The organism is Falsochrobactrum tianjinense (genome assembly GCF_019100495.1).
Lineage (GTDB): Bacteria > Pseudomonadota > Alphaproteobacteria > Rhizobiales > Rhizobiaceae > Brucella > Brucella tianjinense.
Map to the genome: position 1 here is coordinate 852,524 of NZ_JAHRVA010000001.1, position 26,709 is coordinate 879,232.

The window sequence follows — 26,709 nt, forward strand, 5'->3', positions numbered from 1 at the left end:
TCAGTTCCAACGATAGGCTGAAGCATCAGCCGCCCGGAACTGCACGAACTGAAGTCTGTACTCAAAGCGTTTCGAAACGTCAGCTCCGAACAAGCTTAATGAATCAAAAGTGATTCGCTCTGTCCAGAGAATTCGTTAATGCATGATGAAATTCTCTACCTATCGGTTTTCTTTTTTCCATGAATCTCAAGGTGTTAACCGGAATCAGTTTCTAAGGCGGTGCACTTAAAGCCCTGAAATGACTCATGAAAGCTGCAAGTTTTTGTATGGACGGCCGAGCTTTGCCCTAAGAAGGCCGGTCGCTCCTTGCCGCTCCTGACTGTGGTAGGTAAGGAGCTGGCATTACCCATAAATAGGGAACTCGCGAATCAGGCGAGTGTCCTCTCCACAATATCGCGCAGATCGGTGGAGAGGCTGGCAACAGCGGAAATGCGCGCCAGCGCTACTCGCGCGTGCTCGCGCCGTCCTTCTTCAAGCGAGCGCCAGGAACGCAGCGACGTGAGCAGCCGCGCGGAAAGCTGAGGATTTTCCGGATCGATAGCCAGGAGCGTATCGGCGAAAAAGGTGTAGGCTGTCCCATCCGAACGATTGAAGCCCGTCGGGTTAGCCGCACAGAACGATCCGATCAGGGCGCGTACCCGATTGGGGTTGTCGAGTGAGAACAGCGGATGCTCCATCAATGCGCGCACGTTCTGGAGTGCGGCTTCACCGGGGCGGGTGGCCTGCACCATGAACCATTTGTCCATGACGAGTGCATCCTTGCCAAAGCGTTGCTCGAAGGAGGCAAGCGCCGCATGTGCTTCCGGCGTATCACCAAAGCGATGCACCAATATGGCAAGCGCTGCGGCGCGATCCGTCATATTGTCGGCTTCGCCAAATTGTTCTGCCGCGCGGTCGGGGTGGCTGTCATGGCGGCTCAGATAATCAAGCAGCACATTACGCAAGGCTCGCTTGCCTGCCTGTGCCGCATCGGGCGAAAAGGCGCGCTCCTGCCGCAAGGCGTCGTAAAGCGAGGTAAACTGGTCGGTATAGGCTGAAGCTATGGCACCCGTCATATGCTGACGGCTGGCTAGAATGGCGTCGGGATCGACATTCTGGCCCATTTCCCGCGCAATATCGTTTTCACTCGGCAAGGTCAGGCAAAGTGCGCGAAAGGCTGGATCAAGCCTCTCGTCAAAAGCGATGCTCCCAGCCAGTTCGGTGATGATGCCATCGACTTCCGGTTCGTAGCCGTCGCGTGCACGCTTGGCGCCATCAAGCAGCGCTTTTGTGAAAATACCGTTCATGGCCTGCCAGCGTGCGACGGGATCGCTGTCGTTAAGCGCAAGGAAACTGCGTTCCTGCGCCGAAAGTTCTTGAGCCAGATTGATAGGGGCCGAAAAACCGCGCAGCAGCGAAGGTACGGGACGCTCGGCCACGCCATGAAAAACAATGGATTCTTTGGCATGGCAAAGATGAATGACCCCATCGCGAACCATGCCGCCCTCGATGGATGTGGGCTGCATATCGTGACCATCCGGCCCGACAAGGCCGAAGGCAATGGGAATATGCATCGGCTTTTTTACGGGCTGCCCGGGCGTGGGCGCGTTTGTCTGCGCAAGCTCGATAGTAAAACGGGCCTGTTGCGCATCATGGCTGAAACGGGCTTGGACCAGCGGCGTACCGGATTGATCGTACCAGAGCGCGAATTGCGAAAAATCCTGCCCCGATATATCGGCGAAGACCTTGATGAAATCTTCGATGGTCGCAGCCTCGCCGTCATGGCGCTCGAAATAGAGGTCCATGCCCTTGCGGAAAAGCTCAGGCCCGATGATGGTGCGGATCATACGCACCACTTCCGACCCTTTTTCGTAAACCGTGGCCGTGTAGAAATTGTTGATCTCGCTATATTCGCGCGGGCGAACCGGATGCGAGAGCGGGCCGCCATCTTCCGGGAATTGCTGCGCCTTGAGGATTTTTACCTCGGTAATACGCTTGACGGGACGTGAGCGCTGGTCGGCCGAAAACTCATGATCGCGATAGACCGTCAGCCCTTCCTTGAGGCAAAGCTGGAACCAGTCGCGGCAGGTGATACGGTTGCCGGTCCAGTTATGGAAATATTCATGTGCGATGACCGCTTCGATACCGGCATAATCGGCGTCGGTGGCAGTCTCTGGATCGGCCAGCACATATTTGTCGTTGAAGACATTGAGGCCCTTGTTTTCCATGGCCCCCATGTTGAAATCCGAAACCGCCACGATGTTGAAAACATCAAGGTCGTATTCGCGCCCGAACTTTTCTTCGTCCCAGCGCATGGAACGCTTGAGCGCATCCATCGCGTAGAGTGCGCGCGCCTCCTTGCCGTGCTCGACATAGATGGCCAGATTGACCGGGCGACCCGATTGCGTGGTGAAATGGTCCTCGACAACGCTAAGTGAACCTGCCACCAGCGCAAACAGATAGGATGGCTTGGGATACGGATCGTGCCAGATCGCAAAATGCTGCCCTGACTGATCAGCAACCATGCCGCTTTCGAGGACATTACCGTTCGAGAGCAGGATCGGCGCAACGTTGCGATCAGCCTCGATGCGCACGGTGTAGACGGAAAGCACATCGGGGCGGTCATAATAATAGGTAATGCGGCGAAAGCCTTCGGCCTCGCATTGGGTGCAATAGACATCGCTTGAACGATACAGCCCGGAAAGCTGGCGGTTGGTCGTCGGGTTTATTTCCGTGACGATCTCCAGAACGAAGCGCTCACCTTCCGGCAGATCGGTTATCTCCAGCCTGTCCGGCGTGGCGGTGAAGCTGTTGCCGCCCAGCTGCGTGCCGTCAATGCTGACACTGACCAGTTTCAGTTCGTCGCCATCAAGGATGAGCGGTCTGCCCACAGGCGTGCCGGGGCGGCGATCAATGATGAGTTCCGCCCGCACGATCGTTTTTTCCGGCTCTAGCTGGAAATCGAGTTTGGTAGCGGGAATAGCATAAGGCGTGGGGCGATAATCTTCGAGGCGAAATGTCCGGCCGGTTTCAGTACGCATTGCAAAATTCTTTTCTGTGATCCGTTCGTCGGGCGAACCGTAACCGGCTTTTCGCCATCCGACAAGAAAAGCTAAGATAGCGAGATATTTTGTTTTTCTGTCCTCTGCTGTGCTGGCACTTTTGCGCGAACCGGCTTATGCATAGCCCGCTATGGCATCAGGCCTGTTCAAGGAATTGCGTTGTGAAATCTCTCCCGGACGCGTCTCCATCGAATATTTCACCGAGTGAGCCGGTCGAGGTCAACCTTCTTGGCCATAATCCGCTGCTGGGTATCGGCCTCAAAATTGCGTCCGTTACGGTTTTTGTCGGCATGTCGACGCTGATCAAGGCGGCTGAAGGTATTCCCCTTGGACAATTGATCTTCTTCCGCTCCTTCTTCGCAGCGCTTGCAATATTGTGTTATTTCGCCTGCCGTGGTCAGTTTTCCGGCATTCTTTATACGCGGCACGGCTTCAGCCATTTCTGGCGCGGATTGGTTGGCGTGGGCGCCATGTCCTTGAGCTTTCTGGCGCTGACCCGGCTGCCTTTGCCAGAGGCCATTGCCATCAATTATGCCTCGCCGCTGATTGCAGTGATTCTGGGTGCTCTCGTGCTGCATGAAGTAGTGCGTCTTTATCGCTGGAGCGCGGTGCTCATTGGCTTGTTCGGCGTGCTGATTATCATCTGGCCCCGTATGACGCTGTTTGCGGAAGGCAATGTCGGGCAATTCGAAGCAGTCGGTGCCTTGGCGGCGCTCGGCGGAGCAACCATGGCCGCTTTTGCGATGATGCTGGTGCGCCGCCTTGTGCAAACCGAACGCACCTCAACTATCGTTATTTATTTTTCCCTGTCCTCCAGCGTTATTGCGCTGTTCAGCCTGCCTTTCGGCTGGGTAATGCCGAACTGGCCGCAACTGGCCATGCTGATCGGGGCTGGCGTGGCCGGTGGAGTAGCGCAGATTCTGCTGACTGAATGTTATCGCCATGCGCCCATGTCCACGATTGCGCCATTCGAATATACGTCGATGCTGCTGGGGCTGGGCATCGGCTTTTTGCTTTTCGGTGATATTCCGACCTTCGAAATGCTTGTGGGCAGCGCCATCGTCATGGGGGCAGGCGGGTTCATCATCTATCGCGAGCATAAGCTGGCGATAGAGCCGCACAAGGTTAATGCGCCGCAGCAGCAGTAAGCCTACCGGGTCAGGACTGTTCCGGAGTACTTTCCGAACGGGGATCGAGCAACATGGTTTCCGGCGTGGATTGCCCGTCCGGAGTGTGGAACTTGTATTCTGTTTTCTGATCGCTGTGAGCCGGGCGTCGATGATGACGCATGCGCCAGAAGGCATGCAGCCCGTAAATGCCATAGGCTAGCGCCATAACGACGAAGAAGCCTCGCGCGCCCATCAGATCCATCAGAGGACCGGACAGTGCCGGTCCGAATACGCTCCCGGCCCCGTAAATTATGAGCAGTCCGCCCGAAATCTTCACGAATTCACTGTTATCGGCATAGTCATTGGCATGGGCGACGTTGAGGCTGTAGATCGGATAGAGCACCGAGCCGAACAGGAACATCATCCCATAGAGCGTATAGGGTGACGAGGGATGAAACAGCACCATCACCATCGAAAGCACAAATCCGATAATGCCCGCCACGATCATGACATAACGCCGGTCCATGAAATCCGAGGCGCGGCCAAGCGGATACTGGAAGATCGTTCCTCCCACCATGGCGCTGGCCAGCATGGTCGCGATGCCAAATGTCGACAGCCCGTTCTTTTCGCCATAGATTGCCGCCAGGAAGTTCCATGTGCCCGCCACGATACCGGCGAGCAGGGAGCCAATGGCGGCAACTGGTGAGCGGCGATAGAGCCCCTTGATATCGAGGGAGACCTGCGTCAGTGGATTTGGCGACTGGGCACTTGAAAGGGCGGTTGGCAGCAGAGCACTTGCATAGATGATGGCGCAGATGATGAACAGCGTCTGCGTTCCCGCATCGCCAAAGGGCAGGATATATTGCCCGCAAAGCAAACCAAACATCGTGATGATCATATAGATCGAGAATATCTTGCCGCGCGATTCATTGGTGGCGCGCTCATTCAGCCAGCTTTCGATAATCATATAGGAGCCGGCAAGTGAAAACCCGGCAATGCCGCGGAAAATCATCCAGGCGGACGGATCGACAATGAGCGAGTGCAAAAGCAGTGCGATAGACAGCAGCGTCAGTAGAGCGGAGAAGACGCGCACATGACCGACACGGCGCACCAGATGGGGAATAACGATGCAGCCAATGGTGAAAGCAAGCGAATAGCTGGTCCCCATCCCGCCGATGATCGTAGTGGACCAGCCCTCCATACCTCCGCGCAGGGGCAAAAGGATGCCTGCGAGGCCACCGGCAAGCAACATGAGAAACGTGCTCGCAAGCAGAGCAGCGATGGGCAGAAGCTGTCCAGCCATGTGAAACTCCACGAAGCCTGTATATTGTAAAGGTGCCCGCCACGGTCAGGCGTCTTGCGAACGGCGAATTAATACATGTTTGCGGCATGTTGGTGACATTGCTCACTGTCGATGCCGTTGCCTTGAAGGACAATCAGTCCTCTAATTCAGCAAGCTTCATTTTTACAGCCAGAAAATCACGCCAGGCAAAACGTTTCTGTGCGGGGGTGCGCAGCAGATAGGCCGGGTGCAGGGTGGGCATGACCGGAATTTCCATGCCTGATGGCGTGCGATGAACTTTCCAATTGCCGCGCAGGCGTAAAATCCCCTCCGATGCGCCCGTCAGCGCCTTGCCTGCCGGGCCGCCCAACGCGACCAGCACTTTAGGAGTGGCAAGCTCGATCTGCCGTTCGATAAACGGGCGGCATAATTCGGTTTCCAGCGGCGTAGGCGTGCGATTGCCGGGGGGGCGCCACGGAATCGTATTGGCGATATAGACGCTTTCGCGTTTTAACCCGATCGCCTCGATCATCCGGTTGAGCAACTGCCCGGATTTGCCGACGAAGGGCAGGCCCTCGATATCCTCATCGCGGCCCGGCGCTTCGCCAACGAACATGATGTCCGAAGACGGGTCGCCATCGGCAAAGCAGAGATTCTTGGCGGTGAATTTCAGGTTGCAGCCATCATAGGCCGCAAGCCGCTCGCGCAGCTCTTCCAGCGTTGTTGCTTGTGACGCGGCTTCGCGCGCAAGCGCTATCTGGGCGTTATCCGGTAAATCTGCTGCGGCCTGCACTGGCCTGCTTGCCGGAGATGGAATGGCGGCGGCGCGTGGTTCGCGCGATGGCCGCACGGTCTCAGACAGGCTCGTGATTGGCGCGGCTTTTTGCGTTGGAGCAGGGCGCTGCGGCGCGGCAAAACGGTCAATGGGCGTTTCCGAAAGCGGCATGTCGACGCCCGCTTCCGCATAAAAGCGCAGCAGCTCCTCCATATCCAACGTTTCGCGAGTGTCTTGCATTCATATACCTCACCAAGTGAGGTGGCGAATTTTGGCTGCAAATGCAAGAGGGCGACCGGCTATTTCACGCCCGCACAGCCTCATTGTACGATTGCTTTGCGAGAGTTTTGGACAATTGGACGCATAGGCGATAGTTCTCAACTCTGCCAGAGGATAAACGAATATGGGGAAATGTGTCCCTTTCGAATGCGTCTTATCGCTATTCGAGATAGGATCATGAGTAAAACAATTGGATGCATTGCTCGCGCTGGCATAGTGAAGCAATAGCATACCGGACGGAGGCATAGATGTCTGAAGCGAATGCGCTTCCTGAACGCGAAAGCATGGAATTTGACGTTGTGGTCGTAGGCGCAGGTCCAGCGGGACTTGCTGCGGCGATCCGGTTCAAGCAGATCAACCCTGAGCTTTCCGTCGTCGTGCTTGAAAAAGGTGGCGAAGTCGGCGCGCATATTCTTTCCGGTGCGGTGGTTGATCCGGTGGGCATCGACCAGCTTCTGCCAGACTGGCGCGACGACGAGGGCCATCCCTTCAAAACCCCGGTGACGGACGATCATTTCCTTCTCCTTGGCCCTGCCGGTTCGGTGCGATTGCCCAATTTCGCCATGCCGCCGCTGATGAGCAATCACGGCAATTATATCGTCTCGCTCGGCAATGTCTGCCGCTGGCTTGGAACGAAGGCTGAAGAACTGGGCGTAGAAATCTATCCCGGCTTTGCGGCGACCGAAGTGCTTTATAATGACGAAGGTGCCGTGATCGGCGTCGCAACCGGCGATATGGGTATTGAGCGCGATGGTACGCATGGTCCCAATTACACCCGCGGCATGGCACTGCTGGGCAAATATACGCTGATCGGCGAAGGCGCGCGCGGCTCGCTCGCCAAGCATCTGATAGCAAAGTTCAAGCTCGATGAAGGACGTGAGCCGGGCAAATACGGCATCGGCCTCAAGGAACTCTGGCAGGTGGACCCCTCGAAGCACAAGCCGGGCCTGGTGCAGCATTCGTTTGGCTGGCCGCTTGATATGAAGACCGGCGGCGGCTCATTCCTCTATCATCTGGAAGACAATATGGTTGCGGTCGGCTTCGTGCTGCATCTCAACTACAAGAATCCGTATCTGGCGCCGTTCGAGGAATTCCAGCGTTTCAAGACGCATCCGGCCATCCGCGACACGTTCGAGGGCGGCAAACGCCTTTCCTATGGCGCGCGCGCTATCACCGAAGGCGGGTTCCAGTCAGTGCCGAAACTCTCCTTCCCCGGCGGCGCGCTGATTGGCTGTTCGGCGGGTTTTGTCAATGTGCCGCGCATCAAGGGCAGCCATAATGCGGTTCTGTCGGGCATTCTGGCCGCTGACAAGATCGCGGAGGCCATTGCCACGGGCCGTGCCAATGACGAGCCGGTAGAGATCGAAAATAGCTGGCGCGATAGCGCCATCGGCAAGGATCTGAAAAAGGTCCGCAACGTCAAGCCGCTCTGGTCGCGCTTCGGAACGGTAATCGGCGTGAGCCTTGGCGGTCTCGATATGTGGACCAACCAGCTTTTCGGCTTTTCGCTCTTCGGGACGCTCAAACATAGCAAGACCGATGCGCAATCGCTGGAGCCTGCGGCAAAACACAGGAAGATTGATTATCCCAAGCCCGATGGCGTATTGACTTTCGACCGCCTGTCATCGGTGTTTCTGTCAAACACCAACCATGACGAAAACGAGCCGGTGCATTTGCTGGTCCGCGATATGGAATTGCAGAAGACCTCGGAGCATGACGTCTTTGCCGGTCCATCGACGCGCTATTGTCCGGCGGGGGTCTATGAATGGGTCGATGCGGACGGCAATGCCGCTGCTGACCCGAATGCTAAAGATGTTCGCTTTGTCATCAATGCGCAGAACTGCGTGCACTGCAAGACCTGCGATATCAAGGACCCGAACCAGAACATCGAGTGGGTCCCGCCACAAGGCGGCGAAGGACCGGTCTATGTGAACATGTAGAGCATTTCCAGCAAAAGTGCGTAGCGGTTTTGCGTCCGGATAATGCGAGAGAATAAATGTTCACATTTGAGACCGTGTGCGTCTCGACCGCCGCCAGAGAAATGCCGGCGAAGGACCGGTCTATGTAAACAGCGATCGGGCGGCAGGATTTTCTTCCTCCGCCCGATTATGCTCTGTTACTGAAAGGCAGTTTCGTAAAAACTTCTGAGCTTGCGCGAGTGCAGGCTTTCATCGGGCATGGAGGCAATTTTCTCCATCGCCCTGATGCCGATCTGCAAATGCTGCGCCACCTGTCTTTTATAGAATTCGGTGGCCATTCCCGGCAGCTTCAGTTCCCCATGCAAAGGTTTGTCGGAAACGCAGAGCAGGGTGCCGTAAGGCACGCGAAAACGAAAACCATTGGCGGCGATGGTAGCCGATTCCATGTCGAGCGCAATGGCGCGCGCTTGCGAGAGCCGTTGAACGGGGCCGCGCTGGTCGCGCAGTTCCCAATTGCGGTTGTCGATGGTTGCGACCGTTCCCGTGCGCATGATGCGCTTGAGGTCGTAACCTTCCAGGCCGGTAATTTCTTCGACCGCTTCTTCGAGCGCTACCTGAATTTCTGCGAGTGCGGGCAGGGGAACCCAGGCAGGCAGGTCGTCATCAAGCACATGATCTTCGCGCATATAGGCGTGGGCCAGAACGTAATCGCCAAGCTGCTGGCTGTTGCGCAGGCCTGCGCAATGACCGAGCATCAGCCATGCATGCGGTCGCAATACGGCGATATGATCGGTAATCGTTTTGGCGTTGGAAGGGCCGACGCCGATATTGACCATGGTGATGCCGGAATGATCGGCGCGCTGCAAATGATAGGCGGGCATTTGCGGCAGGCGCTGAAGCGGATTTCCGGTACTCGGCGCGGTTTCACCGGCTCGCGTTATGATATTGCCCGGTTCGATGAAGGCTTCATACCCGCCGCCGCCCTCCGCCATGAGCTGGCGGGCATAGGCGCAGAATTCGTCCATATAAAACTGGTAGTTGGTAAACAGCACAAAGTTCTGAAAATGCTTTGGGACGGTGGCGGTGTAATGCGAAAGCCTGTGCAGGGAATAATCGACGCGCTGCGCTGTAAAGGGGGCGAGCGGCAATGGTCCGCCCGCCGCGGGGTCGAGATCGGCATTGACGATCTTGTCATCGGTCGATGTCAAATCCGGCACGTCGAACAGATCGCGCATGGGATATGTGAAAGCATCGGCGATTGCCGCTTCCACATAGGTGTCTTCCATGAAGGCGAAATGGATCGGAATCGGCGTGGTGGATTCACGCACCGTGACCTGCACGCCATGATTACGCATCAAAAGCCGGATTTGCTCGACCAGATAGTCTTCGAAAAGATCAGGTCGGGTGATGGTGGCTGAATAGTCGCCCGGCATACTGACATGACCATAGGCCAGGCGCGAATCCACATGCGCGAAACTGGATGTGGACAGGCAGATTTCGGGATAGAAAGCTCGGTAGCGCTGGGGCGGAACCTCGCCGCGGGCAAGATTTGCGAAGGCATCGCGCAGAAAGGCGGTGTTGCGGTCGTAAAGCCTGCGCAGGGCGGCGACGGCCGCGCGCGCATCTGCGAAAACTTCCGGCTCTATGGCCGGAGGAGTTTTGATCGCGGTGAGAAATGTCTGTTCGATTCGCTGTGTCATGGCCTAGTATAGCCCAGTCTGGCAAAATCCATGAAGGTGGCATGTACGACTTTATGCGTTGCGTTGCAGGCTGACATATAGAACCAGTCCGATCCCGTTCATCCCGCTTTTCTGGCCTATTTGATTATAGGCGAAAACCGCAGAAGGCCCGGTGAACACGGCAGTAAACAAAAAGATGCGCAAGGCGATTGCGCTGAAAATGCGAAGCCTGGCAGTCATGACCGATAGCTACCGCCTGCATGTTGCATACGCTTCGCCGTAACCGGATCGATGACCGACTGATCTTTATAAATATCGTATTTGCGATCAACGAAAATGCTGGCGACAATTGCCAGCCCCGCGATCAGCAAGCATACGATGGTGAAACGCCACAGTAGCATGTTTGCCCCCGAAAAATGGCCGTTCTATCTTTACAACATTCAAATTAACGTCCGCACCTGAACCTTTCCTGAGGCGCATATTCATCTGGCGTTCAAAAATATTGATGTTTTACGAACCTGTACCGGGCCTTACTTGCGTAAAGCACGGTGGTAACTATGTTAACTGGAACCGGAATTCCGCGCAAAGCCAAGAAAACGGGAGTTAGAGCACGATGTCTCAACAGATAAAACCCATTGAGCTATATTATTGGCCGACGCCGAACGGCGTTAAGATCAGCATCATGCTGGAGGAGCTTGGGGTTCCCTATCAGGTCAAATATATCAATATCGGCAAGGGTGATCAGTTTCAGCCTGATTTTCTCAAGATTTCTCCCAACAACCGCATGCCTGCCATCGTCGATCCGGAAGGCCCGGGCGGCGAGCCAGTTTCGGTGTTCGAATCTGGCGCGATCTTGCAATATCTCGGCCGTAAATTCGGCAAGTTCTACCCATCCGACGAACGCAAGCGCGTCGCCGTTGATGAATGGCTGATGTGGCAGATGGGCGGATTGGGACCCATGTCGGGACAGGCGGGACATTTCCGCGTCTATGCCCCCGAAAAGATTCAATATGGCATCGACCGCTATACGAACGAGGTCAATCGCCTTTACGGCGTGCTGAACCGCCAGCTTGAAGGGCGCGATTATATTGCCGGTGAATATTCCATTGCCGATATGGCCTGTATCGGCTGGATCAACGCCTATGCGAATTACGACCAGAAACTGGAAGATTTCCCCAATCTCAAGCACTGGCATGAAACGATGAATGCGCGGCCCGCCGTACAGCGCGGCCTGCTTGTGGGCAAGGAAGAGCGTGAACGCGCGGCTGCTTCTGCCAATCAGGAAGAAGAGCAAAAAATCCTGTTTGGCCAAAAGGCCCGCTGACTATAGCGTGGCGTCATTTAACAACGTGAAAACTAAATACGGGTGAAGCGACTCATCTATTTCCTGAAAAGATGGGTCGCTTTGCCGTCATATTATCGTCGGGTCAGATATTCGCTCTGGCAGATCAGTCCCCGTCATGCGACCGGAAAGCAGAAACCAAAGCTGGCTATGGTTATCATTCGGTTTCCGCGCAAATAGCGGAGCAAAGGCATGATTTTCAAAAAAACCAGCAATCCGTATAGTTTGGATGTTTAACGAAATACCAATTTTACCCCTTGTTGGGATTTCGTTGGCTTCCTGTTAAGCATTTGGTTTAACGCGCATTTTATCCCTCTGCCTTATCTTGAGGATCATGAACGGAACGACAGATCCGGCGGTTCGGGACGGTAAAGCCAGCCCCGAAAACAGAACGGACGGTTCTCGGGATTTAACAGGGAAAAAGACAAATGACGCAATTTCACAGCTTCGCACAACACGACAAGACGGCTCCACAGGATCGCATCCTTCTGGAAATGGGTTTGAAATATGCGATCGGTCGTGACTGTGAGATCGACGTTATCGAGGCACATAAATGGCTCAATATCGCAGCCATTCGCGGGAATCAGAAAGCTGCCCGCATGCGCAATCAGGTCGCAGCGACCATGAGCAAAAGCGAGCTTGCTGCGGCACTGCGCGGTGCGCGCGAATGGATGACATCGCATTAGACAGCATCTCCCCGAAACGGTCCCGCTATCTATCGAGCGATTCGGGATATTAACTCTGCTTCAATAAAGATCGGACAGGTGCACGGAATTACTATAAATTTACTTGGAGACACTTCTATGACTGTAACACGTCAAGAATGTCGGTTAGAAATTTTGTATTGTAGATAGTCGTAATATTGAGCAAATGATTGACAGCCATCTCGTCTGGCGGCAGATTTGAATGTAGACGAGTTTAGTTTGATAGGAAGCTACAAAATGTCTATTCGCACTATGACAGCCTTGGCTGGCACCGCCATTATCATGGGCATGTCGGTTTTTGCCTTTTCATCTCCCGCCAGCGCGTTGACGATGAAGGAATGCAGCGCGAAATATCAGGCGGCCAAGGAAGCGGGTACGCTTGGCGACCAAAAGTGGAATGATTTCCGCAAGGCCCAGTGCAGCGATGACGCCGCCGCTGCTCCGGCCCCCGCAAAGAAGAAGGCCGCAGCGCCCGCTGCCGACGATGCAGCCAAGGGCCTGACGATGAAGGAGTGCAGCGCGAAATATAAAGCCGCCAAGGAAGCTGGCGCCGATAATGGCATTAAGTGGAATGATTTCCGTAAGTCCGAATGCGGCCCCGGTGCTGACCCGGCGGCACTGAGCACGGATGGCACTTCCGAACCCGCCGCGCCAACCATCGCCGCTCCGCGCGGCGTTAAATTCCCGACGAAGGTTTCTTCGAAATTCTCGAGCGAATCGCCCGGAAAAGCCCGCATGCGCACCTGCCTTGAGCAGTATTATGCGGCTAAGGAAGCCAACGCCTTGGGCGGCCTCAAATGGATACAGAAGGGCGGCGGCTATTACAGCCTGTGCAATGCGCGCCTGAAAGGCAATTCGTAATCCATCGACAAGATCAAAAGGGGGCCTCGAAGGCCCCTTTTGTTGTTATGTTTTTTTCGAGAACCAGCCGGTCAGGCCGGTGATAAGCCAGCCAAGCATCATGAGCGTTCCCCCAGTCGGGGCGGCGTAGGGGAAAAGCCTGTTGCCCGTCAGGCTGCGTAAATAGAGATCACCGCAGAAAAGCATCAGTCCGATAAACAACATGGTACCGCCGATTTGCGCGGTACGGCTGGCCGGTGCGATCAGGGAAAGAACGAGCAAGGCGGGCGCATGACCCAGCAACAAGGGAGCGATAGTCGCAAGCTGGCTTCCCGTTCCATGGGCGGACCCGGCATAGGCGGCGATTGCCAATGCGCCGCAGAGCCCGCCAAGCGTGCTGAACAAGATGTTGCGCGACGGGCCGTTTCGGGAATCAGGCATACGATTTCTCCACTGTCAGACGAATTTTTGAATGCGCTGCGCATCCGCGAGCGCTTCGGGGAGGGCGGCTTCGAAAACATCGAGCTGTTCATTGATGCCGACGCTCACACGAATGCAGCGATCGAGAACTGGCGCGCCGGGCTTGCGCACAAAAACATCGCGGGCGATCAGTCCGTTGAGCACCGCCGTTGCAAATGCGCCATCAGCGCCGCAATCAATGGCGACGAAATTGGTGGCTGAGGGGATCGCGACAAGACCGTTCTGCTCGGCAATTTTCCCGATTCGATCCCGCCCCGCATGGATTTTTCCGACCACTTCACGCAGATAGGCCTGGTCTTTGAGAGCCGCGATCCCCGCCGCCTGTGCAATCCGGTTGACCGCGAAATGATCGCGAATCTTGTCGAAAGACCGGATCGCCTCGGCGCAGCCTATGACATAGCCGCAACGAATGCCCGCAAGCCCATAAGCCTTTGAGAGCGTGCGCATCCGCAATATATTGGGCCGATCGGTCTCGAAAGCGGGAAAGGCTGTTTCAGGACCGGTTTCGCAATAGGCTTCATCGAGAATCAGCATCGTGGATTCAGGAACCCGCTCGATGAAGGATTGAATATCCGCGCCTTCATGCCATGTGCCCATCGGATTATCGGGATTGGCAATATATAGAATCGCGGGCTCTTCATTGCGCGCCATATCGATGAGGGCATCGAGATCTGGCCTGTCCTCTTTATAAGGTACGCTCAGCAACTGCCCGCCATAGCCCGAGACATGATAATTGAACGTCGGATAGCCGCCGAGGGAATTGATTACCTTATCGCCCTGCTGGACATATTGCCTGACGACCAACCCCAGCAGGGCATCGACACCGGCGCCGGGCATGACGTTTTCAACATTGATGCCGTGATGGGCCGCAATCGCCTGACGTAATTCACGGTTTTCCGGATCGCCGTATTTCCAGACTTCTGAGGCTTCTTTCTGCATTGCAGCGATGACGGAAGGAGCGGGGCCGAAGCTGCTTTCATTGGCGCCGATTCGTGCCGCAAACGGCTTTCCACGCTGCATTTCCAGCGTTTCCGGGCCAACGAATGGTACGGTTTCGGGGAGGCTTTTCACAAGGGGTGTAAGACGAGGCGATGCCATGGCGTTTCCGGTCGGTTTGGTCTGGGGGAACGCAAGGACCGCAAAAACCAGCCTTCCGCACCCGATAATGGATCAGGGCTCAGGCATATCAACTTGTCCCGCCTCTTTCTATATAGAGAGGAAAGAAACATATTCTCTTATGGAAGCAAGGAACCAGAAATTCCAAGAGTATAAGTGATTTCAAGGGCTTGGAGAAACAATGGCGGAGAGGATGGGATTCGAACCCACGAGACCCTTCCGGGTCTACTCCCTTAGCAGGGGAGCGCCTTCGACCACTCGGCCACCTCTCCGGTAAGGGCGAGATAGCCGGTACGCTTCATCATTTCAAGCGATTTGCGCGCTGGAAGGTAAAATTCCCGCCAGAATCTCATTCTTTATATAAAGGCATATGCGAATAACCGCGATTTCATGCTTCCCGGAACGGTCTTAGGCAGTGTCCGGGCGACTCGCGCGGAGCCGGGATTCGCCTGTTTCGTGATGGAGCCGGTTTGTAAACGCATTTGCCGGAGAGCGGTTGCCATAATTCCACAGCCATGGCGCAGATTCGGCACCTCTCATTTCCTGATTGCTAAAAAATACGTCTTTTCAAGCGTTAAGAGGAGTTAACAGGCATTAAGCAATGTTAAAAATGTCTGAATTTCTCAATCCAAAGGCGGCGAATTCGTGTCTTTTCTGCAACAACCCCTCTGCATAGCGGTCTCGCAGGGGGTGGGAAGCTATATTCGATGTTGAAACGAAAAAGCTGGCGAGTATCTTCACATCCAGAAGAAGGAGCGCTTCGGGGCGACTTTTTCATCAGGGGATGGGGACAGGTTGTCCTTCAGCCAAATCAAAATGCCCAGACCCATTTTTAACTTTGACTGGAGGTCAGAAATGAACATCAAGAGCCTTCTCCTCGGCTCCGCTGCCGCCCTGGTTGCAGCTACCGGCGCTCAGGCTGCCGACGTAATCGTCGCGCCAGAGCCAGAAGCAGTTGAATATGTCCGCGTCTGCGATGCTTACGGCGCTGGCTACTTCTACATTCCGGGTACCGAAACCTGCCTGCGCGTCCATGGCTATGTCCGTTACGACGTCAAGGCTGGTGACGATGCTTACTCTGGTTTTGACCGTGAAGGCTGGGATAAGGGCGCTCGTTTCGCACTGCGTCTTTCGACCGCTTCGGAAACCGAACTCGGCACCCTGTCGACCTTCACCGAACTGCGCTTCAACTATGGCGCTGATTCTTCGGGCATTGACGGCGTATACGGTGATGCGTCCGGTAGCACCGATCTGCGCTTCGCTTACATCAAGCTCGGTGGCCTGAAGGTCGGTATCGACGAATCCGAATTCCACACCTTCACTGGTTACCTCGGCGACATCATCAACGATGACGTGGTCGACGCTGGTACCTACCGCACGGGCAAGATCTCGTACACCTTCACTGGCGGAAACGGCTTCTCTGCCGTGCTCGCTCTCGAAGAAGGCGGCGATGACTACGTAATCGACGAATATGTACCGCATATCGTTGGTGGCCTGAAGTACGCTCAGGGCTGGGGTTCGATCGCAGCCGTTGCAGCTTATGACTCGGTTATCGAAGAATGGTCTGCAAAGGCTCGTTTGGACGTTAACCTCACCGAACAGTTCTCGGCCTGGGTACAGGGCGGTTATTCTTCGGAAGAAGGCATCGACCAGAACTACGGTCGTTGGGGCGGCGATTGGGCTGTCTGGGGTGGCCTGAAGTTCAAGGCAACCGAGCGCGCAGCAATCAACTTCCAGGCTGCTTACGAAGACTGGGGTAAAACCGCTCTTGCTGCTAACGTAGCTTACCAGCTCGTACCTGGCTTCACCATTACGCCAGAAGTCACCTACACCAAGTGGGACACCGATCATCCGCTTCGTGAAGCTGGTCTTGTTGAAAAAGACGCATTCGGAGCAACGATCCGCTTCCAGCGTTCGTTCTAATCCTTTCAGGATTGGTTACAGGAAACCCGGCAGCATCGCTGCCGGGTTTTTTGTCATGTGCGCTTGCGATAGAATCTTTGATTGACAGCGGGGCCATTGCTGCCTTTCCTGTATCTATTAATGAATGCTTCGGATCGGATGGCGAACGGATTCCATATGCTTTATGTTGCGCAGAGATGCGTAAAAACAAGCAGGTAGAGCGGTTCCAATGATTCCATGAGAACCGAGGCCGCTCTATAGTATGAGGAAACCTACATGCCGATATTGATCGCTCAACTGGCGATTCTTGTTGCCATTGCTTTTATTATCGGCTGTATTTTGAACCGCTTTGCCAAAAGCCGAATAAACGCCGGCAAGGATAGGGAAGACATTATCATCGCGGCTGCTCATGCAGCGCCCGCAATAGATGAAAAGCCGCAGGCTCTGGAAAGCCCCCAGGCTGCTGTCGTGCACATTGCAGAACCGCTCGAAGACGAGGATGAGGAAAAAACGGGCACGCCTGCGCTTCAATCAACAGCGGAAGAAACAGAAGGCCCTGCTCAAGCCATAGAAGAGGATGAACCGGAACATCCCGCTGAAAAGATCGAGGAACAGCATCGACCGGAATGGCTTGAAGCCCCGCTTCGCGGCAAGGTGGACGACTTGACTGCCATCAAAGGCATCGGGGCGGCTGTGCAGGGCATGTTGCATGAACTGGGCATTTTCCATTATTCGCAGATCGCGCAATGGAACATGGAGGAAGCGGCATGGATCGAGCGCCGGATCGGCTTTTCTGGTCGAGTGACGCGCGAAAACTGGGTGGCACAGGCAGGAAAACTTGCCGAATCAGCGCGCAAACCCGCGCCGAAACGCGCTGCCAAGCCGAAGAAACCTGCGTCGAAAACGAGAGCCACCGCACCGCGCCGGAAAAAAACATGAGCGTGATCGCCTGTATTTCGCTGGATCAGGACCTGCCATGAACAAGATCGGCGCGTATATCGGCATTGCCGGTAAGGCGCGTCTTGTAGACCTCATAATTCTCCATCACGCGCTGCACATAATTACGCGTTTCCGAATAGGGAATTCGCTCTATCCAGTCGATGACCTCTTCGATAGGCTTGCCACGCGGATCGCCATATTTTTCGACCCACTGCAAAGCGCGGCGCGGCCCGGCATTATAACCGGCGAAGGTCAGCACATAGGAGCCGTCGAAACGGTCGAGCTGCTCGCCAAGAAAATGAGCGCCAAGCGTGGCATTATAAGCGGCGTCGGTAGTTAGCTTCTGGGATGAGAAAGCCATGCCGTTGCGGCTTGCGACATTTTTGGCGGTGGCTGGCATGAGCTGCAAAAGCCCGCGCGCGCCTGCTTTCGAGACTGCGCCGACATTAAATTCGCTCTCCTGCCGGGCGATGGCATAAGCAAGCGCCTTGCCCGATCCACTGATATTAGCGCTGGCGGGGATAGCGCCGAGCGGATGCGAAAGCGCGCCGACATCTAGTCCGCGCAGGGAAGCTGTCTTGCCGACACGCAAGGCGAGATAATGATTATCATTCTTTTCGGCCATGCTGGCGAGAAGGGCCAATTCGCCAACACTGCCAAGCTCTCGCGAGAGCAGCATATAAAGTGTGTTCGCCCGGTTGCTATAACCAATCTGTTCAAGCCTCCTGATTGCCTGAACCGCGGGATGGCCCGAAAAACGCACCCGCTCTGCGACGGATGGCTTTGGATAGGCCAGTTCGGGCGCTTTTTCGCCTAGTTTTGCGGCAGAAAGCTGGCCGTAAAAAGTGGTGCCGAAATGTGCCGAGCGGCGATAATAGTTGCGGGCATCGCCACCGCCACCGGCTTCAGCGGTGCGTCCTAGCCAGTAATAGGCGCGCGAAGCGGATATGGGGCGCGAAGAAATCTCTGCGATTTTAGTAAAATGCGGCACGGCAAGCTTCGGCTGCTTTAATGCGCGTAAGGCATACCATCCTGCGTGAAACTCGGCCTCAGCCGCCATTGCGGGTGATTCGGCAGCGTGTCCCGCAGCAAGTTTGTAGGCAAGTTGCGGCTTTCCGATATCGAGAAGCTCGCGCGAAAGGATGCGCCGCTCGACCCACCACGCATCGGGATCGACAAGGGAGGATGTCTGGCGAGGAGCCTTGAGCATCAGTTCGGCGGCTTCGGTGAAGCGGTCCGCACGCCTTAGATGGCGGATTTGGAGAAACAGATAGGCAGGGTTTGCATGCCAGAAAGCGTCCACATCGGCAATGACCTTGGCCGTATCGGGTGATTTTTTCGCCAATGCCGCAAAGGCTTTGTAAAGCGATTGTGCCTGCGCAGGCCCTGCAAGCTGCTTAGCCGATTGCAGGCGGTTATTATAAAGCGAGCGGATAATCCGCTTTTGGTGATCTTCGCGCGTCAGAACTGCGCCGAATTCTTTTAGAATTCGGGTTTCCTCGTCGGCTGAAAGGCGCGCCTGCGGCCACCAGTGCGCGAGAAGCTTATGTACTTTGGCGGTATTTTCATCCGCCATATAGGCCCGGGCAAGGGCGATCATTCCTTCGGTTGTCTGTGGAAGTGTCGTGCCGAAAGTTGCGATCACCGTGCTGGCTGGCGGGTTTTCCTTAAGAAGAGCGCGCTCGGAATTACGGCGCAGCGCTGGCATTCCGGGCCAGCCAGGCAATTCGGAAGTGGCCGCGGCGATTTCGGCGCTTGGCACTCCGGCTGTCCCAGACGTTGCGATTGCCCATGTGAGGATCTGGCGATCGAGCGAGCCTTGCGGCATACCATTACGAAAGGCAAGCGCGCTGTCTGAATCGCCGGAATAAAGCGCGTCCAGTCCACTTTTAAGTGTTCCGGCTACGATGGCAGGATTTTCTATCCGGCCGAACGATGAGGTGATGACAGGATCGGGTGTCGCCGGGCGCGCCGTTGGAACTACCAGATTGATCGGCGATTCAGACGGCGCCAATCCCGGTATGGCTGGGGATGACAAAGGGCGCGCGAGCGGAGTCGGAACATTGGCGGGCAGGGAAGACTGGGCATAAGAAGGTGCGACCTGTCCCGCCAGCAGCGTGCTAGCCAAAATAAGGCCGCTCGAAACGAGCGTTCTTTGTTTTGTGGGCGTGGCTATATCTTTTTCCCGCTTGAACTGGCGAGGCGAGGCCCCAATAATGGGCAAGCTATTGTTTGAATGAGGCATTTCTAAGCCCCGCCCATCTCCCATAGGTTGCGTCCGTAATTGTAGTTGCGATGCATGAAACAAGGGTTAATAAAGGGTTATATTGCTGTTTGCGCCTGTTCGCCTCATGGCGGACTGCTATAGGGAGAGGCGATATATTTATTGCAAAACCATCTCTGCATCGCTGTTTTACGCGCGCAATTTGCTTGCTCGATTCGCGCTGCAAGACTATGGTGCACCGCCTTGTGGGTGCCATGGATCAGCGTGGCGCAATGAGGCGCTTTATGTATTTTTCAGGAGTTCACGATGCTGAAAGGCTCAATCACTGCACTTGTCACGCCATTCGATAGTGAAGGGGCGTTCGACGAGAAAGCCTTTCGTGATTTTGTGAACTGGCAGATCGAAGAAGGTACGCAGGGGTTGGTGCCGGTTGGCACCACGGGTGAAACGCCTACCCTTTCGCATGACGAACACAAGCGTGTCGTTGAAGCCTGTATCGAAGTGGCAGCAGGCCGCGTGCCGGTAATAGCGGGTGCGGGCTCTAATAGCACGGTGGAAGCCATCGAGCTGGCGCAGCATGCGGAGCAGGCTGGCGCGGACGCGGTGCTCGTCGTTACGCCCTATTATAACAAGCCCAATCAACGTGGCCTTTACGAACATTTCTCGCGCGTGGCGCGTTCGGTCTCAATCCCTGTCGTGATCTACAATATTCCGGGCCGATCGATTGTTGATATGCTGCCTGAAACCATGGGCGCACTGGCGCGCGACCACAAGAATATCATTGGCGTGAAGGATGCGACCGGCAAGATCGAGCGCGTATCCGAGCAGCGTGAAACCTGTGGCAAGGATTTCATCCAGCTCTCCGGCGAGGATGCGTCGGCGCTTGGCTTCAATGCCCATGGCGGGGTGGGCTGCATTTCCGTGACGGCCAATATTGCACCGCGCCTTTGCGCGGAATTTCAGGCGGCCTGCCAGGCTGGCGATTTTGGCCGTGCGTTGGAACTGCAGGATCGGCTGATGCCACTGCATAAGGCACTGTTCATCGAGCCGAATCCATCCGGTCCCAAATATGCTTTGTCGCGCCTTGGCCGCGTCGAAAATGTCCTGCGCTCGCCCATGGTGACGGTTGAAGCCGCAACGGCACAGAGAATCGAGCAGGCTATGCAGCATGCGGGGATTATCAACTGATCTGGCCAAATGCCGTTTTGGACGATTTATGCTCCCGCTTGCGGGAGCATTTACGTTTGATGCCGCAGTTAACTTCTTGAATCAATGGGTTCTGCATCCCAAATATCGATTCCGATTTCAGAACCGATGCTGTATATGATGCGGTTATGAATAAGCCGAAGAATTCTCCCGCGCGTAAAATCATTGCGGAAAACCGCAGGGCGCGCTTCAATTACGAGATCATCGATACTTTGGAAGCCGGTCTGGTTCTGACGGGCACCGAGGTCAAGTCATTGCGCGCTAATCAGGCCAATATAGCCGAAAGCTATGCGAGTTTTGAAAATGGCGAGTTCTGGCTGATCAATTCCTATGTGCCTGAATATACGCAGGGCAACCGTTTCAATCACGAACCGCGCCGATTGCGTAAGCTGCTGGTCAGCCGGCGCGAAATGTCCCGGCTGTTCAACTCTGTTTCTCGCGAAGGCATGACTGTCGTTCCGCTCAAGCTTTATTTCAATGATCGCGGGCGAGCCAAACTTGAACTGGCTCTGGCGCGTGGCAAGAAAACCCATGACAAGCGCGAAACGGAAAAGCAACGTGACTGGAATCGCGAGAAGGCGCGGTTGCTGCGGGATCGCGGTTAGTTAAGCGGAAACCTCATTGAGATAGGCGCGCGCATTTCTGAAAATATCGCGAAACATTGGGTCGGTCAGCCGGCCCGTATTCGTATTGTAGCGCGAGCAATGATAGCTCGAAAATATGCGCAATTTCCCGATATCCGTTACCTTTCCGTGTCCGAAAGGATGGCGGGCGACCGGTGCGCCCATGGCGCGGACGGTCGACTGATGCGCGATCGTACCCAATGTCACGACCGCTCGTAAATTTGCAAAATGCGTGAGCAGGGGGCTGAAAAACTGGCGGCAATTATTGATCTCGCTGCCTGTCGGCTTGTTTTCCGGTGGCACGCAGCGCACGGCATTCACAATGCAGGCGTCGAGCAGTCGCAGGCTGTCATCGGGGCGGGCCTCGAACTTGCCCGTTGCAAAACCGAATTCGCACAAGGTGCTGTAGAGAAGCTCGCCTGCATAATCGCCGGTGAAAGGGCGCCCGGTGCGGTTCGCCCCGCGTAGGCCCGGAGCCAGCCCGACGATCAGAAGCCGCACATCGTCGTCATGTGCAGGCAGAAAAGGAGAGACCGGCGCATTGTGCCATTGAGGCTCTTTGCGCCGCCATTCTTGTAAAAAATCATGCAGCCGGGGGCAAATGGCGCAATTCGGAGAGGGTTCTGAAATCATGGTCCTGCATGAACTGGACGCAGGAAGACGTCAATAGTCCTCATCTATATCTTCATCGTGACGGCGCTGCTGCTGCGGACGCTCGGACGGGTCGCGCCCGATTTCCGCCTTCAGCGAAACGAGATCGATGAAATGATCTGCCTGCCGGCGCAATTCGTCGGAAATCATTGCAGGCTGCGTGGTGAGTGTCGAAACCACCGAAACCTTACGGCCTTTGCGCTGTAATGCCTCGGCCAGCGAACGGAAGTCGCCATCGCCCGAGAAGATCACGAAATGATCGACCGTATCGGTGAGTTGCATGGCATCGACGGTGAGTTCGATGTCCATATTGCCCTTCACCTTGCGGCGGCCTGTGGAATCCGTGAATTCCTTGGCAGCTTTGGTGATAACCTTGTAGCCGTTATAATCGAGCCAGTCGATCAGCGGGCGGATCGACGAATATTCCTGGTCTTCCACCAGCGCCGTATAATAATAAGCACGCAGCAGGTAGCCGCGCTTCTGGAAAGCCTTCAATAATTTGCGGTAATCGATGTCGAAACCGAGAGTCTTTGAGGCTGCATATAAATTGGCGCCATCAATAAAAAGCGCAATCTTTTCACGAGAATCGAACATCGTGTAATATATCCACTCTACGGTCGGAAGGGAGTGGGCCATCGACCGCGTATTTAGATTTGTTTTTCAAACGGCGGGCGGTATTAATTTTTACCAAAGACGCTTATTGCGTTCTAAGGAGAAATTATAGAAAAACAAGCAACTAATGGTTGTTATTTGCTCCCACTAAATTGCCAGCGGTCTGATTTTGGCGTTTTCTAGACGCCAGTAATACCGGAACGCAAACGCCGAAATCAGACCACCGGTAATTTTATGAATCTATTGGAGTAACCCCTGTAGCCTGAAATCCATTGTACCGATATGAAACAGTTAGGGCTTATGTCAGATAAATCAATGGCGGATGATTGCTGATGCATATGTATACGCATTTTCGCGCTTTTGCTTGTAATTACGCCGCACAAGCGTTATGTGCAGAGAAATTCCGTTAAAGCTTAAGAAATGAAAGGGACCGCCCATGGCCCGCGTCACCGTTGAGGACTGCGTAGATAAGGTCGAGAACCGTTTTGAACTGGTTCTGTTGGCCGGTCATCGCGCACGCCAGATTTCCCAGGGCGCACAGATCACCATCGACCGCGACAACGATAAAAATCCAGTGGTCGCGCTGCGTGAAATCGCCGATGAAACGCTTTCACCTGACGATCTGAAGGAAGACCTGATTCATTCGTTGCAGAAGCATGTCGAGATCGACGAACCGGAAGCAGCCGCTCCGGCGCAGATTCCGGACGCTTCCGAAGATGCTTCTGAAAGCATTGCCGAGACAGCAGAAGAAGACGTGGTTTCTTTTGACCGCATGTCGGAAGAAGAATTGCTCGCTGGCATTGAAGGTCTGGTCGCCCCAGAAAAAAGCGACGATTTCTGATCGGCATCACGGCTGCTTGAAACAATGAAGCGTGCGCGCGGCTGATCGGCTGCGGCGCACGTTTTTGTATAATGGCGGCCCATGTTGCCTTTCACTGCCCGGAAATTAAGCCTGTTGGTAAAAAACAGCTTTGGAAAAGCGTAAAGTATTATATTTTTTAGCGTTTTCTGGTCAAAATAGCGATTATGTCTGTATGCGGCTTTAGGGAGTTTCGGTAGATGATGCGCCAATATGAGCTTGTGGAGCGTGTCCAGCGATACAAGCCTGACGTGAACGAGGCGCTTCTCAATAAGGCATATGTCTATGCCATGCAGAAGCATGGCAGCCAGAAGCGTGCTTCCGGCGATCCGTATTTCTCCCATCCGCTTGAAGTGGCCGCTATCCTCACGGATATGCATCTTGATGAAGCAACGATTGCAATCGCTCTGCTGCATGACACCATTGAAGATACGACCGCCACACGGCAGGAGATCGACCAGCTTTTCGGGCCTGAGATCGGTAAGCTTGTCGAGGGATTGACCAAGCTCAAGAAGCTCGATCTGGTTTCCAAAAAGGCAGTGCAGGCGGAAAACCTGCGCAAGCTGCTGCTTGCCATTTCAGAAGATGTACGGGTACTCTTGGTGAAGCTTGCGGACAGGCTTCATAATATGCGTACGCTCGGTGTGATGCGCGAGGACAAGCGCTTGCGTATCGCAGAAGAAACCATGGATATCTATGCGCCGCTGGCAGGGCGCATGGGCATGCAGGACACGCGCGAAGAGCTTGAGGATCTGGCTTTCCGCTACATCAATCCCGATGCTTGGCGCGCCGTTACCGACCGTCTTGCAGAACTTCTTGAAAAAAACCGTGGCCTTCTTCAGAAAATTGAAGAGGACCTTTCCGAGATATTCGAAAAGAACGGCATCAAGGCCAGCGTCAAAAGCCGCCAGAAAAAGCCCTGGTCCGTGTTTCGCAAGATGGAAACCAAGGGGCTGTCCTTTGAGCAGCTCTCCGATATTTTTGGCTTCCGCGTCATGGTCGACACGGTGCAGGATTGCTATCGCGCGATGGGACTGATCCATACCACCTGGTCGATGGTTCCGGGCCGTTTCAAGGATTATATTTCGACGCCCAAGCAGAATGACTATCGTTCGATCCATACCACCATCATCGGACCGTCGCGCCAACGCGTCGAATTGCAAATACGTACTCGCGAGATGGACGAGATTGCGGAATTCGGCGTGGCCGCCCATTCGATCTACAAGGATCGCGGCAGCGCCAGCAATCCGCACAAGATTTCCACCGAAACCAATGCATATGCATGGTTGCGCCAGACCATTGAGCAGCTTTCGGAGGGCGACAACCCGGAGGAGTTTCTGGAGCATACCAAGCTCGAACTGTTTCAGGATCAAGTCTTCTGCTTCACGCCCAAGGGGCGTCTTATTGCGCTGCCGCGCGGCGCGACCCCGATCGACTTCGCCTATGCGGTGCATACCGACATTGGCGATAGCTGCGTCGGCGCGAAGGTTAATGGCCGCATCATGCCACTGATGACTGAACTCAAGAACGGCGATGAAGTGGACATCATCCGCTCCAAGGCGCAGGTACCGCCTGCGGCATGGGAATCGCTCGTGGCAACAGGCAAGGCGCGCGCCGCCATCCGTCGTGCGACCCGTTCGGCGGTGCGCAAGCAATATTCCGGGCTTGGCATGCGCATTCTGGAGCGTGCCTTCGAGCGCGCCGGAAAGCCGTTCAGCAAAGATATTCTCAAGCCTGGCCTGCCGCGTCTGGCACGCAAGGATGTGGAGGACGTGCTGGCGTCGGTGGGACGCGGGGAACTGCCATCCTCTGATGTGGTGAAGGCGGTCTATCCTGATTATCAGGATACCCGCGTTACTTCGCAGAACAATCCGGCGAAAACCGGCGAAAAGGGTTGGTTCAACATCCAGAATGCGGCTGGGATGATCTTCAAGGTGCCAGAAGGTTCAGAAGACACGAAGATGCCGCCAGAAAACGGCGAAAAGCCGAGCCGCAAGGCGCTACCGATTCGCGGCACCAATTCCGATCTCCCGGTACGTTTCGCGCCCGAAGGGGCCGTTCCGGGCGACCGCATCGTGGGTATTTTGCAGCCCGGCGCAGGTATCACCATCTACCCGATCCAGTCGCCAGCTCTTACCGCCTATGATGACCAGCCCGAGCGCTGGATCGACGTACGCTGGGACATCGACGAAGGGATGCATGAGCGTTTTCCGGCTCGCATCAGCGTCTCCGCGATCAATTCGCCGGGGTCGTTGGCCGAGATCACGCAGATCGTTGCATCCAACGATGCCAATATTCACAATCTCTCCATGGTGCGTACTGCACCCGATTTTACCGAAATGATTATTGACGTTGAAGTGTGGGATCTTAAACACCTCAATCGCATCATTTCCCAACTCAAAGAAAGCGCGGGCGTCAGTGGCGCAAAGCGCGTAAACGGATAGGACCAGAATGAACACCGAAGACGTGCTTGCCGTCTTCCGCGAAGCGGGAGCGATCCTTGAAGGTCATTTTATTCTCACCTCCGGCCTGCGTAGTCCCATCTTTTTGCAAAAGGCACGCGTTTTCATGCACGCCGACAAGACCGAGAAACTGTGCAAGGCGCTGGCGGAAAAAATCCGGGTGGCGGGTCTGGGCCAGATCGATTATGTCGTCGGGCCTGCGATTGGCGGCCTCATCCCATCCTACGAAACCTCGCGCCATTTGGGCGTTCCGTCGGTCTGGGTGGAGCGCGAGAACGGTATATTCCGCCTGCGTCGCTTCGATATGCCGGAAGGCGCGCGGGTCGTCATCGTGGAAGATATCGTCACGACCGGGCTGTCCATTCGCGAAACTATCGATTGCATGACAAAGCTCGGCATTGAAGTCGTCGCGGCCGCCTGCATCGTCGACCGCTCCGCAGGCAAAGCCGATGTCGGCACGAGGCTCATCTCGCTTGCTGAATATGAAGTGCCAGCCTACACGTCCGATAATCTGCCGCCGGAACTGGCCGCAATTCCGGCCGTCAAACCGGGCAGCCGCAATATCTGACCCGATTTTCAGGCAGTCATACTGGATAATTCCAATCCTGCGGCGAAATTGCTCTTGGAGTATTGGTCCTGCATCCCTAATTTAGGGAGCAGACCAA

22 protein-coding genes and 1 tRNA gene are annotated in these 26,709 nt (G+C 55.2%); 12 read left to right on the plus strand and 11 right to left on the minus strand.

The window, feature by feature from the left end:
• Positions 1 to 368 precede the first annotated feature (368 nt).
• A complete protein-coding gene (gene pepN / locus KUG47_RS04035) occupies positions 369 to 3,020 on the minus strand; it encodes an aminopeptidase N (RefSeq protein WP_217676636.1) in 2,652 nt (883 codons plus the stop codon).
• A gap of 137 nt (positions 3,021 to 3,157) precedes the next feature.
• Here pepN and KUG47_RS04040 point away from each other — a divergent pair, with 137 nt between their 5' ends.
• The gene (locus tag KUG47_RS04040; RefSeq protein ID WP_217676637.1) at positions 3,158 to 4,189 is read left to right on the plus strand and encodes a DMT family transporter; all 1,032 of its coding nucleotides are present in this window, start codon (positions 3,158 to 3,160) and stop codon (positions 4,187 to 4,189) included.
• A 10-nt stretch (positions 4,190 to 4,199) separates the two neighbouring features.
• Here the strand turns inward: KUG47_RS04040 and KUG47_RS04045 are convergent, their stop codons facing one another.
• Complete coding sequence (locus KUG47_RS04045; protein ID WP_217676638.1) at positions 4,200 to 5,453, minus strand: MFS transporter; 1,254 nt, start codon at positions 5,451 to 5,453, stop codon at positions 4,200 to 4,202.
• 133 nt (positions 5,454 to 5,586) lie between these two features.
• Positions 5,587 to 6,447, minus strand: coding sequence for a uracil-DNA glycosylase (locus KUG47_RS04050; RefSeq protein ID WP_217676639.1), 861 nt, complete (start codon positions 6,445 to 6,447; stop codon positions 5,587 to 5,589).
• Between the two features lie 287 nt (positions 6,448 to 6,734).
• On the opposite strand from KUG47_RS04050, the gene KUG47_RS04055 reads away from it, so the two are divergent.
• On the plus strand, positions 6,735 to 8,426 hold the full coding sequence (locus tag KUG47_RS04055; protein ID WP_217676640.1) for an electron transfer flavoprotein-ubiquinone oxidoreductase: 1,692 nt from the start codon (positions 6,735 to 6,737) through the stop codon (positions 8,424 to 8,426).
• A 176-nt stretch (positions 8,427 to 8,602) separates the two neighbouring features.
• On the opposite strand, the gene KUG47_RS04060 is transcribed toward KUG47_RS04055, so the two are convergent.
• Both KUG47_RS04060 and KUG47_RS04065 read right to left on the minus strand, forming a co-directional pair.
• Positions 8,603 to 10,105, minus strand: coding sequence for an AMP nucleosidase (locus KUG47_RS04060; protein WP_217676641.1), 1,503 nt, complete (start codon positions 10,103 to 10,105; stop codon positions 8,603 to 8,605).
• 215 nt (positions 10,106 to 10,320) lie between these two features.
• The gene (locus KUG47_RS04065; RefSeq protein WP_217676642.1) at positions 10,321 to 10,485 is read right to left on the minus strand and encodes a hypothetical protein; all 165 of its coding nucleotides are present in this window, start codon (positions 10,483 to 10,485) and stop codon (positions 10,321 to 10,323) included.
• Between the two features lie 212 nt (positions 10,486 to 10,697).
• Here KUG47_RS04065 and KUG47_RS04070 point away from each other — a divergent pair, with 212 nt between their 5' ends.
• From KUG47_RS04070 to KUG47_RS04080, 3 genes are all read left to right on the plus strand, one after another.
• Positions 10,698 to 11,408: a glutathione S-transferase N-terminal domain-containing protein gene (locus KUG47_RS04070; RefSeq protein ID WP_217676643.1), complete on the plus strand. Its 711-nt coding sequence runs from the start codon at positions 10,698 to 10,700 to the stop codon at positions 11,406 to 11,408.
• A 446-nt stretch (positions 11,409 to 11,854) separates the two neighbouring features.
• Positions 11,855 to 12,112, plus strand: a complete 258-nt coding sequence (locus KUG47_RS04075) for a sel1 repeat family protein (protein WP_217676644.1) — start codon at positions 11,855 to 11,857, stop codon at positions 12,110 to 12,112.
• A 255-nt stretch (positions 12,113 to 12,367) separates the two neighbouring features.
• The gene (locus tag KUG47_RS04080) at positions 12,368 to 12,991 is read left to right on the plus strand and encodes an antifreeze protein (RefSeq protein ID WP_217676645.1); all 624 of its coding nucleotides are present in this window, start codon (positions 12,368 to 12,370) and stop codon (positions 12,989 to 12,991) included.
• 45 nt (positions 12,992 to 13,036) lie between these two features.
• Here the strand turns inward: KUG47_RS04080 and KUG47_RS04085 are convergent, their stop codons facing one another.
• The 3 genes from KUG47_RS04085 to KUG47_RS04095 all read right to left on the minus strand — a co-directional run bounded on the left by KUG47_RS04085 (position 13,037) and on the right by KUG47_RS04095 (position 14,838).
• Entirely contained in the window at positions 13,037 to 13,411 is a 375-nt protein-coding gene (locus tag KUG47_RS04085) for a DUF423 domain-containing protein (protein WP_217676646.1), read from the minus strand.
• A gap of 15 nt (positions 13,412 to 13,426) precedes the next feature.
• The gene (locus KUG47_RS04090; protein ID WP_217676647.1) at positions 13,427 to 14,548 is read right to left on the minus strand and encodes a pyridoxal phosphate-dependent aminotransferase; all 1,122 of its coding nucleotides are present in this window, start codon (positions 14,546 to 14,548) and stop codon (positions 13,427 to 13,429) included.
• A 200-nt stretch (positions 14,549 to 14,748) separates the two neighbouring features.
• Positions 14,749 to 14,838: transfer RNA gene (locus KUG47_RS04095), tRNA-Ser, on the minus strand.
• A gap of 583 nt (positions 14,839 to 15,421) precedes the next feature.
• Between KUG47_RS04095 and KUG47_RS04100 the strand changes: the two genes are divergently transcribed.
• The gene (locus tag KUG47_RS04100) at positions 15,422 to 16,489 is read left to right on the plus strand and encodes a porin (RefSeq protein ID WP_217676648.1); all 1,068 of its coding nucleotides are present in this window, start codon (positions 15,422 to 15,424) and stop codon (positions 16,487 to 16,489) included.
• A 255-nt stretch (positions 16,490 to 16,744) separates the two neighbouring features.
• Positions 16,745 to 17,407, plus strand: a complete 663-nt coding sequence (locus tag KUG47_RS04105; RefSeq protein ID WP_217676649.1) for an endonuclease — start codon at positions 16,745 to 16,747, stop codon at positions 17,405 to 17,407.
• A gap of 25 nt (positions 17,408 to 17,432) precedes the next feature.
• On the opposite strand, the gene KUG47_RS04110 is transcribed toward KUG47_RS04105, so the two are convergent.
• Positions 17,433 to 19,652, minus strand: a complete 2,220-nt coding sequence (locus KUG47_RS04110; RefSeq protein ID WP_217676650.1) for a lytic transglycosylase domain-containing protein — start codon at positions 19,650 to 19,652, stop codon at positions 17,433 to 17,435.
• A 285-nt stretch (positions 19,653 to 19,937) separates the two neighbouring features.
• Between KUG47_RS04110 and dapA the strand changes: the two genes are divergently transcribed.
• Positions 19,938 to 20,819 carry a 4-hydroxy-tetrahydrodipicolinate synthase gene (gene dapA / locus KUG47_RS04115; RefSeq protein WP_217676651.1) on the plus strand — a complete coding sequence of 294 codons (882 nt, stop codon included), beginning with the start codon at positions 19,938 to 19,940 and terminating at the stop codon, positions 20,817 to 20,819.
• Positions 20,820 to 20,965: 146 nt separating this feature from the next.
• Positions 20,966 to 21,442 (plus strand): SsrA-binding protein SmpB, encoded by a 477-nt coding sequence (smpB, locus tag KUG47_RS04120; protein WP_217676652.1) that lies wholly within the window; start codon positions 20,966 to 20,968, stop codon positions 21,440 to 21,442.
• Here smpB and KUG47_RS04125 read toward each other — a convergent pair whose 3' ends face one another.
• Together KUG47_RS04125 and KUG47_RS04130 are read right to left on the minus strand one after the other, a co-directional pair.
• A complete protein-coding gene (locus KUG47_RS04125; protein ID WP_217676653.1) occupies positions 21,443 to 22,093 on the minus strand; it encodes a uracil-DNA glycosylase in 651 nt (216 codons plus the stop codon).
• A gap of 30 nt (positions 22,094 to 22,123) precedes the next feature.
• Positions 22,124 to 22,705 (minus strand): LabA-like NYN domain-containing protein, encoded by a 582-nt coding sequence (locus KUG47_RS04130; RefSeq protein ID WP_217676654.1) that lies wholly within the window; start codon positions 22,703 to 22,705, stop codon positions 22,124 to 22,126.
• A gap of 454 nt (positions 22,706 to 23,159) precedes the next feature.
• Between KUG47_RS04130 and rpoZ the strand changes: the two genes are divergently transcribed.
• The 3 genes from rpoZ (at position 23,160) to pyrE (ending at position 26,612) form a co-directional block, all read left to right on the plus strand.
• Positions 23,160 to 23,564 (plus strand): DNA-directed RNA polymerase subunit omega, encoded by a 405-nt coding sequence (gene rpoZ, locus KUG47_RS04135; protein ID WP_217676655.1) that lies wholly within the window; start codon positions 23,160 to 23,162, stop codon positions 23,562 to 23,564.
• Positions 23,565 to 23,782: 218 nt separating this feature from the next.
• A complete protein-coding gene (locus tag KUG47_RS04140) occupies positions 23,783 to 26,026 on the plus strand; it encodes a RelA/SpoT family protein (protein ID WP_217676656.1) in 2,244 nt (747 codons plus the stop codon).
• A gap of 7 nt (positions 26,027 to 26,033) precedes the next feature.
• Positions 26,034 to 26,612, plus strand: coding sequence for an orotate phosphoribosyltransferase (pyrE, locus tag KUG47_RS04145; protein ID WP_217676657.1), 579 nt, complete (start codon positions 26,034 to 26,036; stop codon positions 26,610 to 26,612).
• Positions 26,613 to 26,709: the final 97 nt, after the last annotated feature.